This is a genomic window from Clavibacter sp. GW821-FHT01D01 (genome assembly GCF_059422605.1).
In genome coordinates this window covers 38,247-64,070 of the sequence record NZ_JBWKXC010000006.1, presented here as the reverse complement: position 1 = coordinate 64,070, position 25,824 = coordinate 38,247, and the positions used below count along the sequence as shown (strand labels likewise).

The following is a 25,824-nucleotide window of genomic DNA, read 5'->3' as shown; positions in this document are numbered from 1 at the left end:
CCTAGTCAGCGCGCGTGCGGACCCCCGCCGGGAGACGGGTGAGGAGGCGGCCGCCGCCGGCCGGGGGCGCCGCCGTCAGAGCCGCTCGACGAGCGCCGTGGCGACCGCGGCGACCCCGTCGCCGCGCCCCGTGAAGCCGAGCCCGTCGGTGGTGGTGCCCGCGAGGGAGACGGGCGCGCCCACGGCGGCGGAGAGGACCCGCTCGGCCTCGGCCCGACGCGGCGACAGCTTCGGGCGGACGGCCATGACCTGCACGGCGACGTTGACGATCCCGTATCCCGCCTCGCGGACGAGCTCGGCGGTGCGGCGGAGGAAGACGTCGCCGTGCGCGCCGTCGAGCTCCGGGTCGTCGGTGCCGAAGATCCCGCCGATGTCGCCGAGGCCGGCGGCGGAGAGGAGGGCGTCGCACATGGCGTGGCTCACCGCGTCCCCGTCGCTGTGCCCCGCGAGGCCCGCCTCGCCCGGCCAGTGCAGGCCCGCGAGCCAGAGCGGCTGGCTGCCGTCGACCGCGTGCACGTCGGTGCCGATCCCCGAGCGGAGGCGCGATGCGGCCGACCCGACGCCCTCCGAGCGCGCGACGAGCTCCTCCGCCCGCCGCAGGTCCCACGCCGTGGTCACCTTGAAGGCGAGCGCGTCGCCGGGGACGACGTGGACGGTGCCGCCCGCAGCCTGGAAGAGGGCGCCGTCGTCGGTGTGCTCCGCGGTCGCGGCCGCGTAGGCGCCGTCGAGCGCGACGCGCGGGAAGCCCTGCGGCGTCTGCACGCCGACGAGGTCGCTGCGGTCCACGGTGCCGAGGCACTCCCCCGCGGGATCCACCCGCTTGACCGTGTCGGTGACCGGGAGCCCCGGGACGACGCCGGCACCCCGGGTGCGGACCTCCACCGCGACCCGGGCGAAGAGCGCGGTCGGCGTGAGGGCGCGGGCCGCGTCGTGCACGAGGACGGTGTCGACGGATCCGGCGAGCGCCGCCAGCCCCGCGCGGACGGATCCCTGCCGGGTCGCCCCGCCGGCGACCACCTGGACGGATCCGCGGGCCGCGCCCGCGACGGCGTCCGCCACGGCCGAGGCCTCCGCGAGGTGCGTGCCCGGCGCGACGACGACGACGTGGGACTCCTCCGCGAGGTCGAGGACGCGCGCGAGCGACCGGGCCAGCAGCGTCGCCCCGCCGACCTCGACGAGCGCCTTCGGGATCCCGGCGCCGAGGCGCGTGCCGCTGCCCGCCGCCACGACGACGACGCCGAGGCGGGGTCCCGCCGTCTCCCCGTCGGCGGACGCGCGGACGGACGGGACGACGGGGTCGTGGCTCATGCGGTCAGGCTACCGGCGGCCCGAGACGGGCGACGCGGGCGGATCAGGAGGCGAGGACCTCGTCGAGCATCGTGGAGGCGTGCTCCTCGTCCGTCTTCTCGGCGAGGGCGAGCTCGCCCACGAGCACGCCGCGCGCCTTCTGCAGCATGCTCTTCTCCCCCGCGGACAGGCCGCGGTCCTGGTTGCGCCGCCACAGGTCGCGGACGACCTCGGCGACCTTCAGCACGTCGCCGGACGCGAGCTTCTCGAGGTTCGCCTTGTAGCGCCGGGACCAGTTGGTGGGCTCCTCCGTGAACTCGGCGCGCAGCACCTCGAAGACCCGCTCCACGCCCTCGCGGCCGATGACGTCGCGGACGCCGACCATGTCGACGTTCTCCGCGGGCACCTCGATCTGCAGGCCGCCCTGGTTGACGTCGAGCTTGAGGTACAGCTTCTCCTCGCCGCGGATGACGCGCTTCTTCACCTCGATGATGGTCGCCGCCCCGTGATGCGGGTACACGACGGTCTCGCCGACCTCGAAGAGCATGGGTTCCCCGTTCCTTGGACTGCCCATCAGGGTACCAGTCGGGTCGCGCGCGCCCGCGGGCGGCCGTCCCGCACCTGATCCCGTAGGCTGGGCGGGTCAGCTGATACACGCGCGGACGCCCCCGGACGCCCCGGCGCCGGCTCCGTGCGACAACCGGAGGGTCCCGTGAGAGCGCGTACCGCATCGTCCATCGTCCTCGCGGCCCTGATCGCGGTCGGCACGTCGTCCTGCACCTTCATCACACCCCAGGCCACGCAGATCTCCTACTTCCCGAGCGACGGCTTCGACGCCACGGTCGGCGACATCGAGGTGCGCAACGCCATCCTGCTGACCGAGGGCGACTCCCCGTCGGGCGCGAGCCTCGTGGTCACGCTCGTCAACAACTCCGGCGACAGCCAGCGGGTCGCGTTCCAGCACGAGCTCACCGAGGGCAGCGCGGAGCGCGAGACCCGCACCGTCACCGCGGCACCCGGCCTCACGGCCTACGGCGCCGAGGACTCGCAGCGCATCGTGTTCGACTCCGTCGAGCCGACCCCGGGGTCGCTCACCAAGATCTACATCCAGTACGGCGACGCCGAGGGCGTCGAGATGGACGTGCCCGTCCTGAACGGCGACCAGGAGACCTACACGAGCCTGGTCCCCGGCGGCTCGGGCTCCACGCCCGAGACCACCGTGTCCACGACCCCCGGCACCGACGAGGGCGACGAGGGCCTCGAGGACGACACGAACTAGTCGCCCGTCCTCCGGGCGCACCGCATGACGGAGGCCCCGTCCCCCTCGGGGGACGGGGCCTCCGTCGTGCGTGGACCCGGGCCCCTACGCCTCGAAGCGGTAGCCGAGCCCGCGGACGGTGACGAGGAGGACGGGGTCGGACGGCTCGCGCTCGATCTTGGAGCGGATGCGCTTGATGTGGACGTCGAGCGTCTTCGTGTCGCCGAAGTAGTCGGATCCCCACACGCGGTCGATGAGCTGGCCGCGCGTGAGCACGCGCCCGGCGTTGCGGAGCAGCAGCTCGAGGAGCTCGAACTCCTTCAGCGGCATGGCGATCTCGCGGCCGTCCACCTCCACGGTGTGGCGCTCGACGTCCATGCGCACGGCGCCGACCTCGAGCACGTTCAGCGGCTCGTCGTCGACCTCGACCCGGCGGCGGAGCACCGCCCGGATCCGCGCGAGGAGCTCGCGCGTGGAGTACGGCTTCGTCACGTAGTCGTCGGCGCCGAGCTCGAGCCCGACCACGATGTCCACCTCGGAGTCCTTGGCGGTGAGCATGATGATCGGCACGGCCGAGCGCGTGCGGATCTCCCGGCACACCTCGGTGCCGGGCAGCCCCGGCAGCATGAGGTCGAGCAGGATGAGGTCCGCGCCGTCCCGGTCGAACGCCGCGACGGCGGACGGGCCGTCCTCGACGACGTCGATCTCGTACCCCTCGCGCTGGAGCAGGAAGGCGAGCGGCTCGCTGAGCGACGCCTCGTCCTCGACGAGCATGATGCGTGTCACGTGGGTTCTCCGATGTCCGTACCGGCGAGAGCCGGCGTCTGCGATGCCTCGGGGAGGCGGATGGTGAAGGTCGAGCCGCGTCCCGGGCGGGACCAGACGCGGACGTCGCCGCCGTGGTTCTGCACCACGTGCTTGACGATGCTGAGGCCGAGCCCGGTGCCGCCGGTGTCGCGGGCGCGGGCCTGGTCGACGCGGAAGAACCGCTCGAAGATGCGGCCCTGCTCGTCCTCGGGGATGCCGATGCCCTGGTCGGTGACGACGACCTCCACGGCGCCGTCGTCGACCATGACCCCGATGCCCACGCGCGAGCCGTCGGGCGAGTAGTTCACCGCGTTGCTCAGCAGGTTGTGCACGGCGACCACGAGGAGGGCCTCGTCGCCGTAGACGGTGGAGCGCGAGCGCTTGCCGCGGGCGAGCTCGATGCCGCGGAGCTCCGCGCCGAGCCGCACCTGGTCGAGCGCCACGCTGATCACGTGGTCGACGTCGACGGGCTCCGCCTTCTCCAGCGCGTTCGCCGCCTCCAGGCGCGACAGCTCGATGATCTCCTGGGTGATGCGCGCGAGCCGGGACGACTCCGTGGTCAGCCGGGCCGCGAACCGGCGCACCTGCACCGCGTCGTCGGCGCACGAGTCGAGCGCCTCGGCGAGGAGCCCGACCGCGCCGATGGGCGTCTTCAGCTCGTGGCTGATGTTCGCGACGAAGTCGCGGCGCACCTGGTCGAGCCGGTGCGACTCCGTGCGGTCCTGCGCGAGCAGCAGCACGTAGCGCGCACCGAGGCGGGCCACGCGGACGTGCATCTGGAACTCGGCCGCGCCGAACGGGCCGCGGGCGAGCGAGACCTCCTCGGCCATCGGCTCGCCCGAGCGGCGCACGCGGTCCACCATGGCGACGAGCTCGGGGTGCACGAGCGCCTGGTGGAAGACGAGGCCCGAGGAGATGGCGCCGGGCGAGGCCTTCATCACGTTGTTCGACGGGTCGAGCACGATGCCGGCGGACTCGAGGGCCTCCAGGACCTGGTCGACGCCGTCGGGGACGACCGGGTTGGTGATCTCGACGGCGCGGTCGCCGCGGTCCGCCGCGTGGTGCAGCAGCCACACGAATCCCGCGCCCACCGCCAGTCCGATGACGAGGCAGACGAGCACCAACGCACCGGTGTCCATGCGCCCAGACTAGGAGACGGCACGGGGCCGTCCGGGTCCCGGGGTCCCGTCATCCGCGGAGCGAGGGCGCGAATTCAGCTCGACGGCACCGTGCGTTAACCTCGCTTGACCAGAGTCGGATGACGTGGACCCGGCACCCGGGGTCCGCTCTGCCCGAGAACCACCCCGTCCCTCCTGCAGCGGGGCGGACTGAGAGGACGTCCCCCCATGCGCGAAGTGTTCCAGCAGGAGCTCCACGAGGTCCAGGAGCGTCTCATCGAGATCTCCGCGCTCGTCGCCATCTCCATCGAGAACGCCACCCGGGCGTTCAACGAGTCGAACGTCAGCCTCGCCGAGACCGTCATCGAGCAGGACCGTCGCATCGACGAGCTCGCCACGAGCCTCGACGAGCTCGCGATCAACATCCTCGCCCGCCAGCAGCCCGTCGCCCGCGACCTCCGCATCGTCGTGAGCGCGCTGCGCATCAGCGCCTCGCTCGAGCGCATGGGCGACCTCGCCGAGCACATCGCGCAGCTCTCCCGCTACCGCTTCCCGGACAAGGTGGTGCCGAAGTCGCTCCGCCCCACGTTCCTGGAGCTCGGCCAGCTCGACGTCGCCATCGCCCGCAAGCTCACGGACCTCCTCACCACCGAGGACCCCAAGCTCGCCGAGGAGATCCGCAACGACGACGACCGCATCGACGAGCTGCACCTCAGCGTCTTCGACAAGGTGCTCGGCGAGACCTGGAAGGGCGCGGCCGTCGACACGGTCGACTCGACCCTCGCGAGCCGGTACCACGAGCGCTTCGCCGACCACGCCGTGTCGATCGCGAAGACCGTGCAGTACCTCGCCACGGGCGACTGGGTGCAGGCCGACGCCTGACCCCTGCGCGCCGCGTGACGGCGCGCACGACGAGAGCCCGACCGGATGATCCGGTCGGGCTCTCGTCGTGCGGGCCGCGCGCTGCGGCCGGCGTGCCTACTCCTTGCTGCCCTGCGCGGCCACGGCCGCGGCGCCGGCGGCGGCGGCCTCCGGGTCGAGGTACTCGCCGCCGGGGACGATCGGGCGGAAGTCCTCGTCGAGGCGGTAGACGAGCGGGATGCCGGTCGGGATGTTGAGCTCGGCGATGTCCGCGTCGGAGATGCCGTCGAGGTGCTTCACGAGGGCCCGCAGCGAGTTGCCGTGCGCGGTGACCAGCACGGTGCGGCCGGACGCGAGGTCGGGCTGGATGTCGGACTCCCAGTAGGGCAGCATCCGCTCGATGACGTCCTTCAGGCACTCGGTGCGGGGCAGGGCGTCGCCGAGGTCCGCGTAGCGGGGGTCGCCCGACTGCGAGAACTCGTCGTCGTCGGCGATGGGGGGCGGCGGCACGTCGAACGAGCGGCGCCAGGTGGCGAACTGCTCGGGGCCGTACTCGGCGAGGGTCTGCGCCTTGTCCTTGCCCTGGAGCGCGCCGTAGTGGCGCTCGTTGAGGCGCCAGGTGCGCTGGACGGGGATCCAGGAGCGGCCGGCGCGCTTGAGCGCGATGTTGGCGGTGTCGATGGCGCGGATGAGGACGGAGGTGTGCAGCACGTCGGGGAGGATGCCGGACTCGGCGAGGAGCTCGCCGGCGCGCTGCCCCTCCGCGACGCCCTGCTCGCTCAGCTCGACGTCCACCCATCCGGTGAACAGGTTCTTCTGGTTCCAGTCGCTGTTGCCGTGACGCAGCAGGACGAGGGTGCGGGAGTCAGCCATGCGGCCAGCCTACCGAGCGATGGGAGACTGGACCCATGCCGGGCGCCGCCTCCCCCGTCGGCTCCGTGACGCGCGGGACGACCAACACGAACCGCCTCCGGCGCGTGGACCGGTGGATCGCGACCCTCGACTCGCTGCGCACCGCCGCCGCCCCGCTGGTGGTCGACCTCGGGTACGGCGCGAGCGGCATCACAGCGCTCGAGATGCACCGGCGGCTGCGGGACGCGCGTCCCGACGTGCGCGTGGTGGGCATCGAGATCGAGCCGGGACGCGTGGCCCGCGCCCGCACGCAGCTCGCCGAGTGGCCCGACGCCGCGGCGCGGGATCGGGTGTCGTTCGTGCGCGGCGGGTTCGAGGTGCCCCTGCCGGGCGGCGAGCGCGCCACGGTGATCCGCGCGTTCAACGTCCTCCGGCAGTACGACGAGTCCGAGGTGCCGGCCGCGTGGGAGCGGATGGCCGCGCGGCTCGCCCCCGGGGGATCGGTGGTCGAGGGCACGTGCGACGAGATCGGCCGCGTCGCCAGCTGGGTGGACGTGCGCGAGGACGGACCGCGGAGCCTCACGATCTCGCTGCGGCTGGCGGGGCTCGCGCTGCCGTCGATCGTGGCGGAGCGGCTGCCGAAGGCCCTCATCCACCGCAACGTGCCCGGCGAGCGCGTCCACGGGCTGCTGGCGCTCCTCGACCGGAGCTGGATCCTCAGCGCGCCGCTCGGCGTGTACGGCCCCCGGCAGCAGTGGCTGGGCGCCGTCCGGCGCCTGCGCGACGCCGGCGTGCCCGTCGAGGCGGGGCCCGCCCGGTGGCGGCTGGGCGAGCTGACGGTGCCGTGGTCGGAGGTGCGGCCGGGCGGGGCGTGACGCCCGGGCCCGGCAGCGGCCGGGTCGCCCGGTCAGGCGCGGACGCGGTCCCGCACGACGACGGGCGCAGGCGCCGCGGTGCGCGCGGCCGCGGGGGCCGCGCCGGGGGTCCCGCTCGCCGGCCGCGCGCACGGGACGGCGACGTCCACGGTCGCCGTGTGCACGGTGCCGTCGAAGGACACCACCTGGACCGACATCCCGTCGTCCAGGGGCACCCGCTCACCCGCCCGGATCCGCCGGCTCCCGTTCGAGGTGTCGCCCGGTCGGGTGAGCACGCTGCCGCCCTCGCGCTCCAGCGGATCCGTGCGCGTCACCTCGACCCCGGTCGGGGCGTCGTCCTGTCGGGCGCGGGGCGAGGGGTACAGCTGGGCGTAGAGCAGGTTGTCGACGGCGTCGCGGAACTGCAGGTGGTAGCCGACGGACGGGTGCGCGGGGTTCCTCCAGGTGACGACCCGCTGGGCCGAGGACGGTGCGCTCATGGTGCTGACCGTGAGGCGCCGCGGAGCACCGCAGGCGAGGACGACCGGGTGGCGCAGCGCGCCCAGGTGCGCGAGCGACACGGCGGTGAAGGGGTAGAACGTGGAGCCGCCGCCCATGATGTCGCTCTCGTTCCCGTACTCGTCCCGCGTGCACGACGCCGGGAGCCCGCTCGCGCTGCCGAGGTCCCAGCGCGACGCGCAGCTCACGGACGAGCTGTGCCGGAGCGACATGGTGTGCCCGAGCTCGTGGGCGATGCTGGTGGGATCCGTCGTGGCCACGGTCGCCAGGCCTCCCTCGTCGAGCGTCAGCGCCTGCTGGCCCGTGGCGTACTGGCAGTCGGAGCCGCGCGGGGTCATGACGAGGAGGTGCCGATCCGGGCCCTCCACGAACCCCGCCCGCTCCCGCCCGTACTCGACGAGGGGGTAGAAGTCCGCGCAGTCGACGCTCGTCGGCATGGTCTGCCAGTCGGTCGCGCCCACCACCCGCAGCCGGACGGCGCCGTCCGTCTCGTTCGCGTAGAAGGCGTCGACGACCGCGAGGCTGTGCAGGGCCTCGTCCCGGGTGTAGTCCGGCGGGGTGCCCTCCGGCGTGAGCATGATGATCGTGACGTCGTGGACGGTCGGGGTGCCGGCAGCCGCGCTCGCGGCGACCGGGACGGCGCTCAGGACGGCCGGGCGCTCGACGGCACCGGCGGCCGGGACCGCCGCGCCGGCGATCAGCAGGACGGCGAGCGCCCCGGTGAGGAATGGGACTCGGGTCATCATGCTGCTCCTGGCTCCCGCGGGGCGGGTCGGCGCCGGGCACGGCGCCGCGGACGGGAGGATGCTGTCAGGGAGTGCGCACGTCATGCGCAGTCGCTCCCCAGCCGGATGGGGCGGAGCACGCCCGTCGGCCGGGTCGCCGGGCCAGCAGGGCCGGGAGGTCCGGGCCCTACACCTCCGGGAGCGCGGAGCGCGCGGTGTCCGGGTCCAGGCCGGCGGCCACCTGGAGGTCCACGAGCAGGGGCCGCAGCAGCATGACGAGCATCACCTCGCCGACGGGGGCGCCCGGGATGAGCTCGCGGGGATCCAGCCGGACCGCCACCAGCACGAGGTTCTGCTGGGCCAGCGGCGCGGCGGACGGGTCGGTCAGGCTCTGCCCGAGGAGGTTCACCCCGCTCGACACGGTGGCGAGGAGCTCGGCCAGCACTGGCCGCCGCACCCGGTCGACCACCAGGAAGTCGACGCGCCGGGAGATGACGCGGAGGTTCCGCACCGCGAGGTCCATGCCGTCGAGCACCCGCCGCTGCGCGCGGAGCTCCGGCACGTGACGGCGGAGGAACGGCGAGATGCGGGCGATGGACAGCGCCGAGTCGGCCGCCGCGCTCCAGGCGTCGACGAGGGGCTGCGTGCGACGCAGCCGCTCCAGGGCGCGGTCGGCGGCCGTGGCGTCGCCGAGCCGCAGCGCGGAGACGAGCGAGGTGAGGGCGTAGGAGCACTCGGAGAAGACCCGGCGCGCCTCGCGGACCGCCTGCCGTCGCGGATCCCGCGGGATGAGCGCCGTCGCCAGGAGCGCCACCGCCCCGCCCACGAGCCCGTCCACGCTCCGCACGAAGACGCCGCCGGGCGGTGCGGGCAGCAGCGCCACGAGCACGGCCTGCACCCCCGCCGCGACCGCGAACGCGGCGTTCGACGAGAGCAGGCGCGCGACCAGCAGCGTCGCCAGGATGATGACGAACAGCTGCCAGGCGCCGCGGCCGATGCCGAGCAGCAGGACCTCGCTCAACGTGATCCCGACGGTCATGCCGATCGCCGTCTCCAGGACCCGGACCGGCCGCGCGTCGCGGACGAAGCCGAGGCTGGTGATCGTGACGGTCGTCGCGAGCAGCGGCGTGTCGTGGCCGAGGACGTGGTGCGCGAAGGCCCAGCCGCCCGTCGCCGCGATGGCGATCTGCAGGGCGGCGGGCGCGGACCCCCAGAGGCGCGCGAGGGCGGCGGCGGGATCGGCCCGATGCCTCAGGGTGCGGGCGGCACGGGCCGACCGCTCCCGCGCGCGCTCAGCGGCGGACCGCACCGAGCCGGGGCAGGCGGGGGACGTCGGCCGAGCGGCCCGCGTCGGTGGGCACGATGACGTCCTGCGCGGCCTGCACCCGGACGTCGTCCGCGACCACCTCGAGCTGCGCGTCGGGATCGACGGCGCGCCGGACGACCGCGAGGGCGATGGGTCCGAGCTCGTGGTGCAGCGCGCTGGAGGTGACCGCGCCGACCGTCTCGCCGGGCGTCCCGTCCGCGGCGGCGGGGAGCCGCACATCGGCCCCGGGACCCGGCAGGACCGCGTCGGACCCGTCGAGCTGCAGCAGCACGAGGCGCCGCGGAGGCCGACCGAGGTTGTGCACCTTGGCCACCGTCTCCTGCCCGCGGTAGCAGCCCTTGGACAGGTGCACGGCGCTGCGCAGCCAGTCGAGCTCGTGCGGGATGGTGCGGTCGTCCACCTCGGTGGCGAAGCGCGGGCGCCACGCGGCGATGCGCAGGGCCTCCGCGGCGAGCGCACCCGCGACGGGCAGTTCGCCGGCGGCGGCGCGCGCGACCAGGGCCGGCAGCTCGGCGCGGGGCACGAGGCGCTCGCTCCAGGTCCAGCCCTCGGCCGGATGCGGCGAGGCGGCCGCGTACTGGTGCCCGCCGGGCACGACGCGCGTCCACGGGTCGCGCCAGACGAGCGGGACGCCGGCGGGCGCCGCGACCGGGAGGTCGGGCTCGCCCAGGGTGCCGACGACGGCGAGCTCGGCGGTGCGGTCGGCCGGTTCCACCCGGAGCATGAAGCGCATGCGCTGCAGGTACGCGAGGAGCGCCGCCGCGTCGCCCGCGCCGAGGAGCAGCCACGTCGCGACGCCGTCGTCGAGGACGCCGACGGCATGCTCGAGGCGGCCGTTCTGGTCGAGGAAGAGGGTCTCGGCGGAGTCCCCGGGAGCGAGGCCGCGGAGGGACTGGCTCGTGATGGAGTCGAGCCAGGTGAGGCGGTCCTCCCCCGTCACCGACAGGACGGCCCGCTGCGAGAGGTCGACGATCGCGGTGCCGGCGGCGAGCGCGCGCTGCTCGGACACGAGGGATCCGAGGTGCGCGGGCACGCCGGCATCCGGCCCCTCGGCCGCGACGGCGCCGGGCAGGTCGAGGAACGGGGAGCGGGTCACGGCATCCGGGTCAGTCGACACGCGCGACCCGCCCCGAGGCGTGCGTGCGCAGCGGCTGGCCGAGCGCGGCGATGTCCCACGCCCACAGCAGGTCGCGCTCGACGAGGCCGTAGAGCCGCGTGGCGCCCGTGTAGGCCTTGGCGCCCTCGGTGCGCAGGACCGCGTCGGTGGCGAGGTCGATCCGGGCGCTGCCCACCTGGCCGACGTAGAGCTCGCTCACCCCGCCGGGGTGCACCAGCGCGACCTCGACGTCGAAGCCGCCGTCCGCGTTGCGGAGCGTCTCGACCTCGTCGGCCGTCGTGAACGGCCGCTCGCCGACGGGCGGGAGCATCGCCGGGCCCGGGTCGCCGTCGGTGAGGCGGCGGCGGAGGCGCCAGTACCCGGTCTCCGTGACGAAGGGGACGGGGCCGTCGTCGCCCTCGACCCACGCGTAGGAGGAGTAGTTGAGGTGCGGCAGGCCGTCGTGGCTGAAGCTGATGCGCTGGCCGAACGCACGGCGGACGACCTCGTCACCGACGGCGTACTCGACGACGCCCGTGCCCTCCCAGACGCCGAGCAGCCAGGAGAGGGGGACGAGCTCGGCGGGCAGCCCGGTGGGGATCTCGATCATGCGGCGCGCGGTCAGCGCTGGCCGCGGAAGAGGTTGTACACCACGACGAGCGACACCCAGCCGATGGAGAGGCTCGCCAGGACCAGCAGTCCGGTGAAGAAGAGTTCCAGAGCAAGCAGCGACGACATGGCCTCAATCTACCCCACGGCCGGCCGCCACGGGCCGGCGCGGGCGAGGCGGCTAGGGCAGCGCCAGCAGGACGACCGTGGCCGCCGCCAGCACGAGCACGGCACCGACCACGCTGCCGACGGCGCGGTCGACGAAGCCCGTCTTGCGGGGCAGGGCCAGCTGGATCACGAAGGTCGCGACCACGCACGTGGCGAGCACGAGCGGGAGCCACCGGGGAGCCGCGTCCGGACCGACCGCGACCGCCACCACGACCGCGCCGACGGCGGCGGCCAGCCAGACGGGGACGAGGCTGCGCAGGGGGGAGGTCACCCTGCAATCCTGCCCCACGTATCATGGGGTCAATTCATCCATGGAGGATCCCTGTGGCCCAGCTGTTGATCCTGACCTCGTCCGCGGACACCGACGTGCTCCCGGCGCTCGGGCTCCTCAGCCACCGGACCCGGCACATCCAGGCCGACGCCGCGAGCCTCGTGAACGCCCCCGCCGCCGACCTCGTGCTGGTCGATGCGCGCCGCGACCTCGCGAGTGCCAAGTCGCTGTGCAAGATCCTCACCACCACGGGCGGCGGCACGCCGCTCATCCTCGTGCTGACGGAGGGCGGGCTCACCGCGGTGAGCGCCGACTGGGGCGCGAACGACGTGATCCTCGACTCCGCGGGCCCCGCGGAGGTCGACGCACGCGTGCGGCTCGTCATCGGCCGCGCCGCGCAGGAGCACACGGGCAGCAAGATCCAGGCCTCCGGCGTCGTCATCGACGAGGCCAGCTACTCCGCGAAGGTGCACGGCAAGCCCCTGGACCTCACCTTCAAGGAGTTCGAGCTGCTCCGCTTCTTCGCGAGCCACCCCTCGCGCGTCTTCACCCGCGAGCAGCTGCTCAGCGAGGTGTGGGGCTACGACTACTTCGGCGGCACGCGCACGGTCGACGTGCACGTCCGGCGGCTGCGGGCCAAGCTCGGCGACCTCGAGTCGCTCATCGGCACCGTGCGCAACGTCGGCTACCGCTTCAACGTGTACGAGGAGGACAGTGAGCGCGTTCCCGCCCCCGTCGGAGCCTGACGCCGCGGTCGTCGCGCGCGTCGACCCCTCCCCCGACGCCGTCCGCGACGCCCTCGCGCTCGCCGACCGCGCCCGCGCGTCCGACGGTCCGGGGCCGTTCAACGAGCAGACGCGCCTGACCCTCGGCGCCGACGGGGGGCCCGCGCTCCTCGTCCATCGCGGGTCGGACGGGGCGACGGTCGCCGCCGCCGTGGTCGCCCACGGGGACGCCGGCGCCGAGGCGGAGCTCGTCGTGGATCCCGCCCACCGCCGCCGGGGGCTCGGCCGGGCCCTCCTCGACGCGGTGCTCGCCGAGGCGGGTGCCGCCCCCCTCTCCGTCTGGGCGCACGGCGACCACCCGGGTGCCCGCGCGCTCGCGGAGCGCGCCGGGCTCGACCGGGCGCGCGAGCTCCTGCAGCTGCGCGCGGCGGTGGACGCGGCGCGCACGGGGCTCGGCGAGCGCCCCCTGCCCGCGGGCCTCGCGCTCTCCTCCTTCACCCCGGACGACGCCGACGACTGGGTCGCCCTCAACGCGCGCGCCTTCGCCAGCCACCCCGAGCAGGGCCGCATGACCCGCGGCGACCTGGACGACCGCGTCGCCGAGCCCTGGTTCGACCCGGCGCTGCTGCTGCTCGCGCGGGACGCGGACGGCCGCCTCGCCGGGTTCCACTGGCTCAAGGCGGAGGACGGCCAGGCGGAGGTCTACGTGCTCGGCGTGGATCCCGACCGCGCGGCCCGGGGCCTCGGCTCCGCGCTCCTCGCCGCCGGCCTCGACCTGGTGGCCGCGCGCGGCCACGACGAGGTCGACCTGTACGTGGAGGCGGACAACGCGCCGGCCCTCGCGCTCTACCGCCGGGCCGCCTTCCGCGATGCCGCGGTCGACGTCCAGTACCGCCGCGCCTGATCCCCGTGAGCCCGCCACGGCGGGCCCGTGGCGGTTCACCGTGCGTTCACCTGCCGGAGGGCCAAGCGCACACCGCGATGCCATGATGGGCGGATGGACAGCGAGACGTACATCGGCGATGCGAAGGCGGTCGCCGAATCCCTGGACGACTTCGACGAGGACGAGATCCTCGAGGACGACGGGACCCTCCCCGAGGGGCGCTTCCTCGACCGGGAGCTGAGCTGGCTGGCCTTCAACCGCCGCGTGCTGGAGCTCGCCGAGGACCCGGAGCTGCCGGTCCTCGAGCGCGCCAACTTCCTCGCCATCTTCGCGAGCAACCTCGACGAGTTCTTCATGGTGCGCGTCGCCGGCCTCAAGCGCCGCATCGCCACCGGGCTCGCCGTGCCGACGAACATCGGCCGCACACCGTCCGAGGTGCTCTCCGCCATCAACGAGACCGCGTACCGCCTGCAGGTCCGCCATGCGGCCGCGTTCAACGACAGCGTCCGGCCGGCGCTCGAGGCGGAGGGCATCCGCATCGTCCGGTGGGACTCGCTCGACGAGGCCCACCAGGACCGCCTGCACGAGCTGTTCTCCGAGCAGGTCTTCCCGGTGCTCATGCCGCTCGCGGTGGATCCCGCGCACCCGTTCCCCTACATCTCCGGGCTCTCGCTCAACCTGTCCGTGCGGATCCGGAACCCCAAGACGAACCGCCAGGAGTTCGCGCGCATCAAGGTGCCGCAGATGCTGCCGCGCTTCATGCCGCTCACGCCGGACACCCGCTCGGGCCCGATCGACTTCATCGCGCTCGAGGACCTCATCGCGAACCAGCTCGAGACACTGTTCCCCGGGATGGAGATCGTCGAGCACCACGTCTTCCGCGTCACCCGCAACGAGGACGTGCAGATCGAGGAGGACGAGACCGAGAACCTCATCCAGGCCCTCGAGAAGGAGCTCCTGCGCCGCCGCTTCGGCCCGCCCATCCGCCTCGAGATCTCGGACGACATGGACGCGGTCACGCTCGACCTCCTCATGCGCGAGCTCGACATCACCGAGCAGGAGGTGTTCACGCTGCCGTCCCCGCTCGACCTCGGCGGCCTGTTCGACCTCGCCAAGCTCGACCGGCCGGCGCTGCACTACCCGAACAACGTGCCCACGACCGCGGTTGCGCTGAAGCCGGCCGAGGACAACTCGCGCGCCGACATCTTCCGCTCCATCGCGCAGCAGGACATCCTGCTGCACCACCCGTACGAGTCGTTCACGACGAGCGTGCAGGCGTTCCTCGAGCAGGCCGCGGCGGATCCGCACGTGCTCGCCATCAAGCAGACCCTGTACCGCACGAGCGGCGACAGCCCCATCGTCGAGGCGCTCATCGACGCGGCCGAGGCGGGCAAGCAGGTCCTCGCGCTGGTGGAGATCAAGGCGCGCTTCGACGAGCAGGCGAACATCACGTGGGCGCGCAAGCTCGAGAAGGCCGGCGTGCACGTCGTCTACGGCGTCGCGGGGCTGAAGACGCACTGCAAGCTCGCGCTGGTCATCCGCCAGGAGAAGGGCGGGGTGCTGCGCCACTACAGCCACATCGGCACGGGCAACTACAACCCCAAGACGAGCCGCATCTACGAGGACCTCGGGCTCCTCACCGCGGACGACGTGGTAGGCAAGGACCTCACCCGCCTGTTCAACGAGCTCTCCGGGTACGGCATCGAGAAGAAGTTCAAGCGCCTCCTCGTGGCGCCGCTGCACCTCCGGAAGGGCCTGCTGAAGCGCATCGCCGTGGAGACGCAGAACGCGCTGGACGGCAAGCCGAGCGGCATCCGCATCAAGGTGAACTCGATCGTCGACGAGAAGATCATCGACGCCCTGTACCGGGCCAGCAACGCGGGCGTGCCCGTGCAGGTCTGGGTGCGCGGCATCTGCTCGCTGACGCCGGGGCAGCCCGGGCTCAGCGAGAACATCGAGGTGCGGTCCATCCTCGGCCGCTACCTGGAGCACAGCCGCGTCTTCTCGTTCGTCAACGGCGGCGACCAGGCCACCTACATCGGCAGCGCCGACATGATGCACCGCAACCTCGACCGCCGCGTCGAGGCGCTCGTCCGCCTGGTGGATCCCGCGCACCTGCAGGAGATCGAGGACCTCTTCGACCGCGCCATGGCCGACACGACCTCGGCGTGGGTGCTGGACGCCGACGGCGAGTGGACCCGGCGCAACAAGGGCGCCGACGGCACGACGCTCGAGGACCTGCAGACGGCGGTCATGGGCATCGTGGCCAAGCGCAAGCGGCGCGTGCTCCGCTGAGCGACGCTCCGCTGAGCACCGCTCCGTTGAGCGGCGCTCCGCTGGGCACCGACCCGGCTAGCGTGGGGGACGTGCCTCCCGCCCCTTCCGTCTTCGCCGCCGGCGCCGTCGTCTGGCGCGTCGTCGACGGCCGGATCCGGGTGCTGATCATCCACCGGACGCGCCGCCGGGACACCTCCCTCCCCAAGGGCAAGGTGGATCCCGGCGAGACGCTCCCGCAGACCGCCGTCCGCGAGGTGCACGAGGAGACGGGTCTGCGGGTCGCGCTCGGCGTCCCGCTCGGCGCCATCGAGTACGGCATCTCCGGCGGGCGCCGGAAGTCGGTGAGCTACTGGGCCGCCGAGGCGACCGACGCCATGGTGGAGGCGGGCAGCTTCCAGCCGGACCACGAGGTCGAGAGCGTCGAGTGGGTCTCGATCCCGAACGCCCGCAAGCGCCTCGACTACCCCGGCGAGATCGACATCCTCGACCTGTTCGCGGGTCTGGTGGAGACCGGATCGCATCGCTCGTTCGCGCTCATCGCGCTGCGGCACGGCCACGCGGTCCAGCCGTACGAGTGGGACGGGGCGGACTCCGGCCGGCCGCTCAGCGCGCGCGGCCGCGACCAGGCCGAGTCCATCGTGCCGACGCTCCTCGCGTTCGGCCCGCGCGTCATCACGAGCAGCACGGCGGAGCGCTGCCTGCAGACGGTGGAGCCGCTCGCGGAGGCCCTCGGCCGCCGCGTGAAGGAGGACGTCGGCATCAGCCAGGACGCCTACGAGACGGACGGCGGATCCGTGCGCGAGACGGTCGCGAAGCGCGTGCGCAAGGCCCGGAGCGCCGTGCTCTGCAGCCACAGCCCGGTGCTGCCGGAGATCCTGCACGAGATCGCGCTCGCCACCGAGACACCCAGCGCCAGCCGCATGCCGCGGGCGGGGATGCTGTCGCCCGCCGAGTTCTCGGTCGTGCACCTGTCGGCGTCGGACCCGGAGGCGGGCATCCTCGCCGTGGAGACGTACGGCCCGCCGGTCTGAGGCCCGTCGCCCCGATGCGCGCGGCCCGCGGTCCGTCGGCGCGGCCCCGACCCACCACCGTGCACCCGCGTGCCGGGGATCGTGGCGATCGGCGCGCTCTGTTCACCTCCCGTTCACCGATATCGGCCGATCCGGTCAAGAGCCCGACATAGCTTCTTCGAGGGGCACGCACCGGCCCCCTCACAGCACGAAATACCCGGAAGGCTCCATCACGTGAAGATCTCGCGTCTCGGCAGCGCAGCAGCGCTCGCCGCCGTCACCGCCCTCGCCCTCTCCTCCTGCGCCGCCAACGAGGCGCCCGCCGAGGGAGGCGACCCGTCGGCGTCCACCCTCGAGGGGACGATCAACGGCATCGGCGCCTCGTCGCAGGGCTCCGCGCAGGAGGCGTGGATCGCCGGCTTCCAGACCGACAACACGGGCGTCAACATCAACTACTCCCCCGACGGCTCCGGCGCCGGACGCGAGGCCTTCATGGCCGGCGGCCAGAACGCCAACTTCGCCGGCTCCGACCGCGCGCTGAAGACGGAGGAGCTCGAGGGCACCTTCGGCCAGTGCGCCGACGGCACCAAGCCGATCGACCTCCCCGCCTACATCTCGCCCATCGCGATGATCTTCCAGATCGACGGCGTCGACGAGCTGAACCTCGACCCGGCCACCGCCGCGGGCATCTTCAAGGGCACCATCACGAAGTGGAACGACCCGGCCATCGTCGCGCTCAACCCCGACGCCACGATGCCCGACGCGGCCATCACGGCCGTGCACCGCTCGGACGACTCGGGCACCACCGAGAACTTCGCGAAGTACCTCAACACCACCGCCGAGAGCGTCTGGGACGCCGAGCCCGCGGGCGTCTGGCCCTACGAGGGCGGCGAGGCGGCCCAGGGCACGTCCGGCGTCGTCGACGCCGTCACCGGCGGCACCAACATCATCGGCTACGCGGACGCCTCGCGCGCCGGCGCGCTCGGCACCGCGAAGATCAAGGTCGGCGACGAGTTCGTCGGCTTCTCCCCGGAGGCCGCCGCGGCCGTCGTCGAGGCATCCCCCGAGGCCGAGGGCCGCGAGGAGAACGACGTCGTCTTCGACCTCGACTACAGCACCACCGAGGCGGGCGTCTACCCGATCGTCCTCGTGAGCTACCTCATCGCCTGCCAGGAGTACAAGGACCCGGCCGTCGGCGAGCTCGTCAAGGCGTACCTCGGCTACGTGACCGGCACCGACGGCCAGTCGGTCGCCGCGGAGAAGGCCGGCGCCGCACCGCTGTCCGAGACCGTCGCCGCGCAGGTCAAGACCGCCGTCGAGTCCATCAAGTAGGACCCTCCGTCCGCCCCCTGACCCGCTCACCCGGGTCAGGGGGCGCTCCCACGGGCGGCCCGCCGCCCCCTGCCCCGCCATCTCGACCGTAGGGAACCCGACCCATGACGACCGCCGCCCCGCAGCCTCCCCAGGCTCCCGAGTCCGATCGGCCGCGCGACGCCGCCGTCCCCCGCAGCAGCCAGGGCGTGAAGGCCAAGGCCCGCCTCGCCGACCGCGTGTTCTCGGGGCTCGCCTCCGGGTCCGGCACGCTCATCCTGGTGATCCTCGCGGCCGTCGCGCTGTTCCTCATCGTCCAGAGCCTCCCGGCCCTCACCGCGCCGCCGGCCGAGGTCTCCGGCGGCGCCGGCTTCTGGGGCTACGTCGGCCCGCTGCTCTTCGGCACCGTCTACGCCGCCGCGCTCGCGATGATCATGGCCGTGCCCGTCGCCGTGGGCATCGCGCTCTTCATCTCGCACTACGCGCCCCGCCGGCTCGCGCAGGGCCTCGGCTACATCATCGACCTGCTGGCCGCGGTGCCCTCCGTCGTGTTCGGGCTCTGGGGCATCACGGTCCTCGCCAAGTTCCTGCAGCCGTTCTACGCGTTCCTGACGGACGCCTTCGGCTGGTTCCCGCTGTTCGCGGGGCCGGTCTCCGGCACCGGCCGGACCATCTTCACGGTCGCCGTCGTGCTCGCCGTCATGATCCTGCCGATCGTCACCGCGCTCTGCCGCGAGGTCTTCCTGCAGACCCCGAAGCTGCACGAGGAGGCCGCGCTCGCCCTGGGCGCGACGCGCTGGGAGATGATCCAGACCGCCGTGCTCCCGTTCGGCCGCCCCGGCATCATCTCGGCCTCCATGCTCGGCCTCGGCCGCGCGCTCGGCGAGACGATGGCCGTCGCCATCGTGCTCTCCCCGGCCGCCGTCGTGAACTTCGCGTGGTTCCAGTCGACGAACTCCAACACCGTCGCCGCGAACATCGCGCTGAGCTTCCCCGAGGCGTACGGCCTCAAGATCAACGAGCTGATCGCCTCCGGCCTCATGCTCTTCATCATCACGCTGGCCGTGAACATGCTGGCCCGCTACATCATCAGCCGCCGCAAGGCCTTCTCCGGAGCGAACTAATGGCGACGACAGCCCCCTCCCGTACGCGTCCCGTCGCGAGCGCGCTCCCCAACTCGCTCACCGCGGGCAAGCTGCACCGCTTCACGGCCCCCGCGATCTTCCTCGTGTCCTGGCTCGTGGTGGCCGCCGTGTTCCTGGTGCTCGTCCTCTCGGGCGCCGCCGAGCAGTTCAACCTCGTGGGCACCGCCGTGTTCGGCACCCTCCTGTTCGGCGTCGCGCTCTTCTGCATCTCGCTGGCGGTGGAGGGCGAGCGGAAGGCCAAGGACCGGGTCATCACGATCCTCGTGACCGTCGCCTTCGTGCTCGCGCTCATCCCGCTGGTCTCGCTCGTCGTCACCGCCGTCACGAACGGCTCCGGCCGCTTCGACCCGATGTTCTTCAACTCCAGCCTCCGCAACGTCGTGGGCGCGGGCGGCGGCGGTCTCCACGCGATCATGGGCACCCTGATCATCACGGCCATCGCCGCGGTCATCTCCATCCCCGTGGGGCTCATGACGGCCATCTACCTGGTCGAGTACGGCCGCGGGCGCCTCGCGCGGGCCATCACCTTCTTCGTGGACGTCATGACGGGCATCCCGTCCATCGTGGCGGGCCTCTTCGCCTACGCGCTGCTCGTGCTCTTCCTCGGGCCGGGCGTGCGGATGGGCTTCGGCGGCGCGCTGGCGCTGTCGGTGCTGATGATCCCCGTGGTCGTGCGCAGCGCCGAGGAGATGCTGAAGCTGGTGCCCAACGAGCTCCGCGAGGCGTCCTACGCGCTCGGCGTGCCGAAGTGGCTGACGGTCGTCAAGATCGTGCTGCCCACGTCCCTCGCCGGCATCGTGACGGGCGTCATGCTCGCCATCGCCCGCGTCATCGGAGAGACCGCGCCGCTGCTCATCGTCGCCGGCTTCACCCAGGGCATGAACTACAACCCCTTCAAGGACCAGATGATGACCCTGCCGGTCTTCGTCTTCCGGCAGTACGCCGACCAGGGCGCCGACGCGGCCGCCTACGTCGAGCGGGCATGGACGGGCGCGCTGGTGCTCATCCTCATCGTGATGGCGCTGAACATCGTCGCCCGCATGATCGCCCGCGTCTTCGCCCCCAAGCTCGGCCGCTAGCGCCCGCTCCCCCGGCCACGAACCCGAACAGAGGAACCCCTTGTCCAAGAGCATCGAAGTCAACGACCTGAACGTCTACTACGGGAAGTTCAAGGCCGTCGAGGACGTCAACCTGCGCATCGAGCCGCGCACCGTCACCGCCTTCATCGGCCCGTCCGGCTGCGGCAAGTCCACCTTCCTCCGCACGCTGAACCGCATGCACGAGGTGATCCCCGGGGCGTACGTGGAGGGCGAGGTGCTGGTCGACGGCAACGACCTCTACGGCCCCGGAGTCGACCCGGTGCTCGTGCGCCGCCAGGTCGGCATGGTGTTCCAGCGGCCGAACCCGTTCCCCACCATGTCGATCCGCGACAACGTGCTCGCGGGCGTGAAGCTCAACAACCGCAAGATCTCGAAGTCGGACGCCGACGCCCTCGTGGAGCAGTCGCTCATGGGCGCGAACCTCTGGAACGAGGTCAAGGACCGCCTGGCGCTCCCCGGCTCCGGCCTCTCCGGCGGGCAGCAGCAGCGCCTCTGCATCGCGCGCGCCATCGCCGTCCAGCCGGATGTGGTGCTGATGGACGAGCCCTGCTCGGCGCTCGACCCCATCTCGACGCTCGCCATCGAGGACCTCATCGAGGAGCTCAAGGCGCAGTACACGATCGTCATCGTGACCCACAACATGCAGCAGGCCAGCCGCGTCTCGGACCGCACCGCGTTCTTCAACATCGCGGGCACCGGCAAGCCGGGCAAGCTCATCGAGTACGACGACACCAACACGATCTTCTCCAAGCCCAGCGTGCAGGCCACCGAGGACTACGTCTCCGGCCGCTTCGGCTGATCCGCCGACCGCATGACGACGGCCCCGCATCCTCCAGGAGGATGCGGGGCTGTCGTCATGCGCGGGCCGCGCGTCAGGTGCTCGTGACCGCCACGATGGGCTCGGTCGTGGGCAGCTCGGATCCGCCCTCGGGCTCGACCGTGACGGCCACCGTGTCGCCCGGGGTGTACCGACCCTCGAGGACCGCCTGACCGGCGCCGCCCTCCTCGGGCAGCACTCCCGCCGAGACGGGACCCGACGCGCCGACGTACCAGAGCTGGTGGACGCGGCCCTCGGGCAGCGGGGCGGCGTCGTCGAGCTCGATCGCGGTCCGACCCTCGGCAGCCGAGAAGTAGACCGTGGCGGTGCCGCCGCCCATGACGTCGCGCGTGTCGACCACGACGTCGGATGCCGTGGTCACCCGGTCGAACGCGGACGCGACGGGCGCCTGCGACGAACCGGGACCGCCGAGGCCCGTGCCCACGACCACGCCGCCGATCACGAGGACCACGGCCGCGGCGGCGACGCCGACGAGGGCGCCGGGCTTGCGGAACCAGCGCTGGGAGGCGCGGGACGACGCGGAGCCGAGCCGCTCGCGCGGAGCGGACGACGTCGACGCGGACGGCGCCGTCGGGATCGCTGCCGGTCGGAGCTCGGTGACGGGCGCGGGAGCCCGCTCCTCGCTCGGCCCGACCGCCGGCGCCCCGAGGGGCGGCAGCTGCGGCGTCGCGTCGAGCATGGCCATGAGGTCGGACTTGAGACGCGGGGAGGGCTCCACCGGCTCGGTGGTCCAGGCGAGGTCGGCCGCGGTCTCCCGCAGCTCGTCGACCTCGGCGCGCAACGCGGGATCGCGCTCGAGGAGCGCCTCGAAGCCGGCCGCCTCGTCGGCGTCCACCGCGCCGAGCGCGTAGGCGGCCGTCAGGTCGCGGAGGTCGTCGTCGGTCATGACGCCACCCCCATCTCATCGCGCAGGCGGATCATGCCGTCGCGCAGCCGGGTCTTCACGGTGCCGATGGGGACGTCGAGCATGGACGCGACCTCGCTGTGGCTGTAGCCGCCGTAGTACGCGAGGGAGACGGCCTGGCGCTGGATCTCTGTGAGCTTCGTCATCGCCTTCTTCACCCTCTCGTGCTCGATGCTGATCTCGACGGTCTCGGAGACCTGGTCGTAGCCGTTCTCGTGGTCGCGGATGCCGATGCGGACATCACGATCGCGGCTGGACTGGGAGGCGCGCACGCGGTCGACCGCGCGGCGGTGGGCCATGGTGAGGACCCACGTGGTCGCTGCGCCCTTGGACGGGTCGAAGCGGGAAGCGGACTGCCAGATCTCGAGGAAGATCTCCTGCGTGACCTCCTCCGACTGCGCGTGGTCGACGAGCAGGCGTCGGACGAGTCCGAGGACGCGGGGGGCGAGCTGGTCGTAGAGCTCCGAGAAGGCGCGCCGGTCGCCGAGGGCGACACGGCCGAGGAGGGACTCCTTCGACTCGGGGTCCGCCGACCCTGGCAGGTCGGGACGCTCGATCGATGAAGGCACGAGCCCCAGCATCCCAGACCCGCGTGCGTTCCGCATGCAGGCAGGGCGGGGCCCGGCGAGCTGAGGTGGATCTGCGGGGAGGACATGTGCTTCTTCCGGTCGGGGTTCGAGTGGTGCGGAGTCGGGTGCGCGGGCGGTGCGTGACACCGCATCGGCCGGATCCCGCGGCGCGAGACATCTGGGATGGCCGGGTGGCCTGCCGCGCGGGCAGGACCCGGCCGATGCGGGTCGCACCCTCGCGGGTGACGTGTGCGAGGCGGGTGAACGCCTCACGATGACTCTTCGGCGCGGAGTGCGTCACGGTTTGGTCACAGGCCGCGGGGATCAGACCTGCCATCGGATGCTCGGCCGCTCGCGTGGGGGCCGTCCCTCCAGGAGGAGGGGAAGGGAGTCAGGAGCCGGGCCGCAGAACGCCTCTCGGCGCGAGGCCGCTCGGAGCGGCGAATATTGGAGCCCGGGGTTACTGCGGCCCGACCTCGTCCACTGTAACCGAGTCCGCGCGGAGTGTCAGCCCGGGGATCCCGCTCACAGCGAACGGCCGGATGCCGTCGCGGGCGGCGGGCCTCAGTCGAGCCGCTCGCTCCTCCAGAGGCGCGCGCACTGGACGAGGTCGGCGGCCATCTGCGAGAGGCGCAGGGCGCGCGTCGTGAGCTCGCCGGCGCGCTCCGGCGAGGCCGTGGCGTCGAGGTCGTCCGCGACGCTCGTGGCGCCGAGGGCGGCGAGGCGGCTGAACGCGCCCGCGCGGTCGAGGGCCACGGCGAAGTCGCCGGTGAAGAGCCCGCGGAGGATGCTGTCGGCGAGCTCCACGATCTCCGCGGGACCGGTCGGCGCGGTGGCGCCCGCGACCACGGGGTCGATCGTGGTGGCGACCTCGGTCCCGCGCTGGTAGAGCAGGCTGATGCCGTCGGGATCCTGGCGGATGAGGGCGCGCATCAGGTAGAGCCGCCACAGCGCGCCCGGCAGGCTCCGGGGGCTCGCGCGCGACCACAGCTCCGCGACCGCGTCGATGCCGTGCTCGTCGGTGTAGGCGATGAGGCGCTCGACCACCGCTGGGTCCGGATCCGCCCGGACGCGCGCCAGCAGCGCCGACGCGGTCTCGTGCGCCACGCGGCTGATCGTGGCGGGGTCCTCGCCGCCGAGCATGCTCTCGAACTTGGACCCGGAGAACTTGGTGGGCTTGTGGTATTCGCCGGACATCCCGGCAAGCGTACGCCGCCCCGGGCGACCCCGCCCCGGCTCCCGCCCGGGCGGCGGCCGTAGGCTCGGGGCATGAGATTCGTGTACGGCCTCGTGGCCCTGTGGCTCGTCCTCGTGATCCTCGGCTTCGTCGTCAAGGCGCTGGCGTGGCTCGTCGGGGTCGGGGTGTTCCTGGTGGTGGTCACGATCGTCGCGGGCGCGGTGGTCCGCCGCGGGTCGTCCCGCGACGTCGACCGGCTCTGAGGACGCCCCCGCCCATCCCGTAGCATCGGAGACCACGGGCCTCTAGCTCAGTTGGTAGAGCAAGGGACTTTTAATCCCTGGGTCGTCGGTTCGAGCCCGACGGGGCCCACCCCCACCTCCGACCCGGGCCGCCTCGACCGGGCGAACCCGTCGTCCGGACCGGTCAGGCGACCGGGACGACCTCCGCGGCCTGCGCCGGCGTCGGCGTCGGCGTCGGAGTGGGCGTCGGGGTCGGCGTCGGAGTGGGCGTCGGCACCACCGGCGGGGTCAGCAGGCGGCCGAAGGCGTCGATGGTGCGGACGCCGGCGTCGGACACGACCTTCTCGAAGGGCGTGTCGGGGTTGTTCGGCAGCGAGGGGCGCTCCACCCGGGTGTCGCGCGCGAACGCGCCCACCACCACGACCTTCTGCGTCGGGTACTTCGAGGGGGTCATGAACATCGTGCCGCGGCCGACCAGGGTGTCGACGGCCCGGCGGGTGCCCTGGTCGACCAGCCCGACGCCGATGCCGTGGGCGCCGAGGTCGCCGCCCGTGACGATGTTGTAGCCCACGACCGTGGCCCCGACTCCCGCGCCGATCTCCATCTGGTAGCCGCCGGGGCCCGAGTTGCCCTCGAGGCGGATCCCGTTGACGCCCAGCTCGGACACCATCGACGAGGTGTTGCTCGTGGGGATCGCGAGGAAGCCGCGCGCGGCCTTGTTGCCGGCGCCGCAGCCGATGATGCGCGTGTTCTCGAAGCGCGCGTTCGTCGGGGCGATGCGGATGCCGCCCGCCACGCAGTTCACGATCTCCGTGTCGCGCATCACGATGTCGATGGCGTTCACCCCGTCGCAGTCGATGCCCCAAGTGCCCGCCGTGATGACCCGCAGCCCCTCGATGACGTTCGCGTACGAGTACTCGTCGTTCGCCGCGGTGAAGTTGGTGCGCGCGAAGTAGACGCCCGCGCCGCCGGTCGCGTTCAGCTCGATGTCGGTGATGCGGCAGTGCAGCAGCGAGCGCAGGTACAGCCCGTGGCGTCCCGTGCGCGTGCCCGAGATGCTGAAGCCGCTCAGCGTGACCGTGGCCTTGTTGTTCGCCGCGGGTCCGGAGTCCGCGCCGATCTTGCCCTGGACCTTGAGCACGTCGCCCGTGGACCCCGCGATCTGGCGGATGGTCGTGACCCGGCGCCCGTAGCCCTCGATGGAGATGGCGGGGTAGCCGTACGGCGCGCCCGACAGGGGCTGCTTCGGCCAGATCGCGCTGGAGTAGTCGATGCCGGTGGACGAGACGCGGATCTCGCCGGGCGGGAGGATCCCCCGGCCGCCGGTCTTCTGCAGCGCGGCGAAGAAGGCGTTCATGGCCTTCGTGTGGTCCGCGGCGGACGGCACGAAGCCGAACTGCTCGGGGTAGTAGACGCGCGACTGGTCGCCGACGACGGCTGCCGAGGCCGGGGTCGCGACGAGCGGCGCGGCGGCGACCGCGGCGCCCGCGGTGGCGCCGACGGCGGCGAGGATCACGGCGCGGCGGTGGAGGAAGGCCGAGGACCGCGGCACCGAGGCGTCGATGGCACCGGCGTCGGCGGCGTGCGCGGCGTCGGGGCCGGGCTCCGTCGGGGTGGTGGGCGGGGTGGTACGGACACGGGGGTAGGACAAGGGGGGCCTTCCGGGTGAGCGCGCTGTCGGGTGCAGGAGGATCGTGCCGGTCCGCTCCCCTGGCTCCGGCCCTACCACGCTGTCAGGGCAAGGGTGGCGTCCAGCGCGCCTTCGCGCAATGCCCAGATCGGGGGCGGGCTGGGCACGGATCCCGCCAGGGCGCGCCGGGGCGCCGGCGGGGGCGGCCCGCAGCGCGCCGGCGCCTCGCACGAGCGCGGTGCATCCGGACCCCGGAGGATG

26 protein-coding genes and 1 tRNA gene are annotated in these 25,824 nt (G+C 73.0%); 13 read left to right on the top strand and 14 right to left on the bottom strand.

The annotated features are described in order from the left end of the window. Positions 1-75 precede the first annotated feature (75 nt). Together ispD and AC07VC_RS09670 are read right to left on the bottom strand one after the other, a co-directional pair. Complete coding sequence (gene ispD / locus AC07VC_RS09675; protein ID WP_494676495.1) at positions 76-1,308, bottom strand: 2-C-methyl-D-erythritol 4-phosphate cytidylyltransferase; 1,233 nt, start codon at positions 1,306-1,308, stop codon at positions 76-78. Positions 1,309-1,351: 43 nt separating this feature from the next. Then, a complete protein-coding gene (locus AC07VC_RS09670; protein WP_094116510.1) occupies positions 1,352-1,834 on the bottom strand; it encodes a CarD family transcriptional regulator in 483 nt (160 codons plus the stop codon). A gap of 165 nt (positions 1,835-1,999) precedes the next feature. Between AC07VC_RS09670 and AC07VC_RS09665 the strand changes: the two genes are divergently transcribed. Next, the gene (locus AC07VC_RS09665) at positions 2,000-2,566 is read left to right on the top strand and encodes a hypothetical protein (protein WP_494676496.1); all 567 of its coding nucleotides are present in this window, start codon (positions 2,000-2,002) and stop codon (positions 2,564-2,566) included. Positions 2,567-2,650: 84 nt separating this feature from the next. Here the strand turns inward: AC07VC_RS09665 and AC07VC_RS09660 are convergent, their stop codons facing one another. Both AC07VC_RS09660 and AC07VC_RS09655 read right to left on the bottom strand, forming a co-directional pair. Continuing rightward, positions 2,651-3,331: a winged helix-turn-helix domain-containing protein gene (locus AC07VC_RS09660; protein WP_094116512.1), complete on the bottom strand. Its 681-nt coding sequence runs from the start codon at positions 3,329-3,331 to the stop codon at positions 2,651-2,653. Continuing rightward, complete coding sequence (locus tag AC07VC_RS09655; protein WP_317230337.1) at positions 3,328-4,491, bottom strand: sensor histidine kinase; 1,164 nt, start codon at positions 4,489-4,491, stop codon at positions 3,328-3,330. Before AC07VC_RS09655 ends, AC07VC_RS09660 begins: the two co-directional genes overlap by 4 nt. A 207-nt stretch (positions 4,492-4,698) precedes the next feature. Between AC07VC_RS09655 and phoU the strand changes: the two genes are divergently transcribed. Continuing rightward, positions 4,699-5,352, top strand: coding sequence for a phosphate signaling complex protein PhoU (phoU, locus tag AC07VC_RS09650; RefSeq protein ID WP_012039182.1), 654 nt, complete (start codon positions 4,699-4,701; stop codon positions 5,350-5,352). Between the two features lie 96 nt (positions 5,353-5,448). On the opposite strand, the gene AC07VC_RS09645 is transcribed toward phoU, so the two are convergent. Continuing rightward, positions 5,449-6,204, bottom strand: a complete 756-nt coding sequence (locus tag AC07VC_RS09645; protein ID WP_317230336.1) for a phosphoglyceromutase — start codon at positions 6,202-6,204, stop codon at positions 5,449-5,451. Positions 6,205-6,239: 35 nt separating this feature from the next. On the opposite strand from AC07VC_RS09645, the gene AC07VC_RS09640 reads away from it, so the two are divergent. Continuing rightward, complete coding sequence (locus tag AC07VC_RS09640) at positions 6,240-7,058, top strand: class I SAM-dependent methyltransferase (protein WP_494676497.1); 819 nt, start codon at positions 6,240-6,242, stop codon at positions 7,056-7,058. Positions 7,059-7,090: 32 nt separating this feature from the next. Here AC07VC_RS09640 and AC07VC_RS09635 read toward each other — a convergent pair whose 3' ends face one another. The 5 genes from AC07VC_RS09635 to AC07VC_RS09615 form a co-directional block, all read right to left on the bottom strand. Then, entirely contained in the window at positions 7,091-8,299 is a 1,209-nt protein-coding gene (locus AC07VC_RS09635) for a hypothetical protein (protein ID WP_494676498.1), read from the bottom strand. Positions 8,300-8,468: 169 nt separating this feature from the next. Continuing rightward, positions 8,469-9,590 (bottom strand): FUSC family protein, encoded by a 1,122-nt coding sequence (locus AC07VC_RS09630; protein ID WP_494676499.1) that lies wholly within the window; start codon positions 9,588-9,590, stop codon positions 8,469-8,471. Then, on the bottom strand, positions 9,574-10,725 hold the full coding sequence (gene ygfZ / locus AC07VC_RS09625; RefSeq protein WP_494676500.1) for a CAF17-like 4Fe-4S cluster assembly/insertion protein YgfZ: 1,152 nt from the start codon (positions 10,723-10,725) through the stop codon (positions 9,574-9,576). The genes AC07VC_RS09630 and ygfZ overlap by 17 nt, the downstream gene beginning before the upstream one ends. Beyond that, the gene (locus AC07VC_RS09620) at positions 10,715-11,314 is read right to left on the bottom strand and encodes a heme-binding beta-barrel domain-containing protein (protein ID WP_317229688.1); all 600 of its coding nucleotides are present in this window, start codon (positions 11,312-11,314) and stop codon (positions 10,715-10,717) included. The genes ygfZ and AC07VC_RS09620 overlap by 11 nt, the downstream gene beginning before the upstream one ends. A gap of 180 nt (positions 11,315-11,494) precedes the next feature. Further along, the gene (locus AC07VC_RS09615) at positions 11,495-11,752 is read right to left on the bottom strand and encodes a hypothetical protein (protein WP_317229689.1); all 258 of its coding nucleotides are present in this window, start codon (positions 11,750-11,752) and stop codon (positions 11,495-11,497) included. Positions 11,753-11,805: 53 nt separating this feature from the next. Here AC07VC_RS09615 and AC07VC_RS09610 point away from each other — a divergent pair, with 53 nt between their 5' ends. From AC07VC_RS09610 to pstB, 8 genes are all read left to right on the top strand, one after another. Next, positions 11,806-12,498: a response regulator transcription factor gene (locus tag AC07VC_RS09610; protein WP_317229690.1), complete on the top strand. Its 693-nt coding sequence runs from the start codon at positions 11,806-11,808 to the stop codon at positions 12,496-12,498. Beyond that, complete coding sequence (gene mshD / locus AC07VC_RS09605; RefSeq protein WP_494676501.1) at positions 12,467-13,381, top strand: mycothiol synthase; 915 nt, start codon at positions 12,467-12,469, stop codon at positions 13,379-13,381. Before AC07VC_RS09610 ends, mshD begins: the two co-directional genes overlap by 32 nt. A 93-nt stretch (positions 13,382-13,474) precedes the next feature. Next, positions 13,475-15,655 (top strand): RNA degradosome polyphosphate kinase, encoded by a 2,181-nt coding sequence (locus AC07VC_RS09600; protein WP_317229692.1) that lies wholly within the window; start codon positions 13,475-13,477, stop codon positions 15,653-15,655. A 62-nt stretch (positions 15,656-15,717) separates the two neighbouring features. Beyond that, on the top strand, positions 15,718-16,668 hold the full coding sequence (locus tag AC07VC_RS09595; RefSeq protein ID WP_494676502.1) for an NUDIX hydrolase: 951 nt from the start codon (positions 15,718-15,720) through the stop codon (positions 16,666-16,668). 213 nt (positions 16,669-16,881) lie between these two features. Then, positions 16,882-17,979: a phosphate ABC transporter substrate-binding protein PstS gene (locus AC07VC_RS09590; RefSeq protein ID WP_317229694.1), complete on the top strand. Its 1,098-nt coding sequence runs from the start codon at positions 16,882-16,884 to the stop codon at positions 17,977-17,979. Positions 17,980-18,083: 104 nt separating this feature from the next. After that, complete coding sequence (pstC, locus tag AC07VC_RS09585; RefSeq protein ID WP_317229695.1) at positions 18,084-19,082, top strand: phosphate ABC transporter permease subunit PstC; 999 nt, start codon at positions 18,084-18,086, stop codon at positions 19,080-19,082. Then, entirely contained in the window at positions 19,082-20,182 is a 1,101-nt protein-coding gene (gene pstA, locus AC07VC_RS09580; RefSeq protein ID WP_317229696.1) for a phosphate ABC transporter permease PstA, read from the top strand. Before pstC ends, pstA begins: the two co-directional genes overlap by 1 nt. 40 nt (positions 20,183-20,222) lie before the next feature. Then, on the top strand, positions 20,223-21,002 hold the full coding sequence (pstB, locus tag AC07VC_RS09575) for a phosphate ABC transporter ATP-binding protein PstB (RefSeq protein ID WP_094116528.1): 780 nt from the start codon (positions 20,223-20,225) through the stop codon (positions 21,000-21,002). Between the two features lie 73 nt (positions 21,003-21,075). Here the strand turns inward: pstB and AC07VC_RS09570 are convergent, their stop codons facing one another. The 3 genes from AC07VC_RS09570 to AC07VC_RS09560 form a co-directional block, all read right to left on the bottom strand. Next, on the bottom strand, positions 21,076-21,927 hold the full coding sequence (locus AC07VC_RS09570; protein WP_494676503.1) for an anti-sigma factor: 852 nt from the start codon (positions 21,925-21,927) through the stop codon (positions 21,076-21,078). Further along, positions 21,924-22,526, bottom strand: coding sequence for a sigma-70 family RNA polymerase sigma factor (locus AC07VC_RS09565; RefSeq protein ID WP_317229698.1), 603 nt, complete (start codon positions 22,524-22,526; stop codon positions 21,924-21,926). The genes AC07VC_RS09570 and AC07VC_RS09565 overlap by 4 nt, the downstream gene beginning before the upstream one ends. Positions 22,527-23,078: 552 nt before the next feature. Beyond that, on the bottom strand, positions 23,079-23,711 hold the full coding sequence (locus tag AC07VC_RS09560) for a DNA-directed RNA polymerase subunit beta (protein WP_094116531.1): 633 nt from the start codon (positions 23,709-23,711) through the stop codon (positions 23,079-23,081). Positions 23,712-23,783: 72 nt separating this feature from the next. Here AC07VC_RS09560 and AC07VC_RS09555 point away from each other — a divergent pair, with 72 nt between their 5' ends. Both AC07VC_RS09555 and AC07VC_RS09550 read left to right on the top strand, forming a co-directional pair. Further along, positions 23,784-23,954 carry a hypothetical protein gene (locus AC07VC_RS09555; RefSeq protein WP_172407218.1) on the top strand — a complete coding sequence of 57 codons (171 nt, stop codon included), beginning with the start codon at positions 23,784-23,786 and terminating at the stop codon, positions 23,952-23,954. 36 nt (positions 23,955-23,990) lie between these two features. Further along, positions 23,991-24,063: transfer RNA gene (locus AC07VC_RS09550), tRNA-Lys, on the top strand. Positions 24,064-24,117: 54 nt separating this feature from the next. On the opposite strand, the gene AC07VC_RS09545 is transcribed toward AC07VC_RS09550, so the two are convergent. After that, the gene (locus AC07VC_RS09545; protein ID WP_494676504.1) at positions 24,118-25,584 is read right to left on the bottom strand and encodes a right-handed parallel beta-helix repeat-containing protein; all 1,467 of its coding nucleotides are present in this window, start codon (positions 25,582-25,584) and stop codon (positions 24,118-24,120) included. Positions 25,585-25,824: the final 240 nt, after the last annotated feature.

Coding starts and splice junctions, on each gene's coding strand:
- ispD (WP_494676495.1), bottom strand. CDS start 1,308: ATGAGCCACGACCCCGTCGTCCCGTCCGTCCGCGCGTCCGCCGACGGG.
- AC07VC_RS09670 (WP_094116510.1), bottom strand. CDS start 1,834: ATGCTCTTCGAGGTCGGCGAGACCGTCGTGTACCCGCATCACGGGGCG.
- AC07VC_RS09655 (WP_317230337.1), bottom strand. CDS start 4,491: ATGGACACCGGTGCGTTGGTGCTCGTCTGCCTCGTCATCGGACTGGCG.
- phoU (WP_012039182.1), top strand. CDS start 4,699: ATGCGCGAAGTGTTCCAGCAGGAGCTCCACGAGGTCCAGGAGCGTCTC.
- AC07VC_RS09645 (WP_317230336.1), bottom strand. CDS start 6,204: ATGGCTGACTCCCGCACCCTCGTCCTGCTGCGTCACGGCAACAGCGAC.
- AC07VC_RS09640 (WP_494676497.1), top strand. CDS start 6,240: ATGCCGGGCGCCGCCTCCCCCGTCGGCTCCGTGACGCGCGGGACGACC.
- AC07VC_RS09635 (WP_494676498.1), bottom strand. CDS start 8,299: ATGACCCGAGTCCCATTCCTCACCGGGGCGCTCGCCGTCCTGCTGATC.
- AC07VC_RS09620 (WP_317229688.1), bottom strand. CDS start 11,314: ATGATCGAGATCCCCACCGGGCTGCCCGCCGAGCTCGTCCCCCTCTCC.
- AC07VC_RS09600 (WP_317229692.1), top strand. CDS start 13,475: ATGGACAGCGAGACGTACATCGGCGATGCGAAGGCGGTCGCCGAATCC.
- pstC (WP_317229695.1), top strand. CDS start 18,084: ATGACGACCGCCGCCCCGCAGCCTCCCCAGGCTCCCGAGTCCGATCGG.
- pstA (WP_317229696.1), top strand. CDS start 19,082: ATGGCGACGACAGCCCCCTCCCGTACGCGTCCCGTCGCGAGCGCGCTC.
- AC07VC_RS09570 (WP_494676503.1), bottom strand. CDS start 21,927: ATGACCGACGACGACCTCCGCGACCTGACGGCCGCCTACGCGCTCGGC.
- AC07VC_RS09565 (WP_317229698.1), bottom strand. CDS start 22,526: ATGCTGGGGCTCGTGCCTTCATCGATCGAGCGTCCCGACCTGCCAGGG.
- AC07VC_RS09560 (WP_094116531.1), bottom strand. CDS start 23,711: ATGTCCGGCGAATACCACAAGCCCACCAAGTTCTCCGGGTCCAAGTTC.
- AC07VC_RS09555 (WP_172407218.1), top strand. CDS start 23,784: ATGAGATTCGTGTACGGCCTCGTGGCCCTGTGGCTCGTCCTCGTGATC.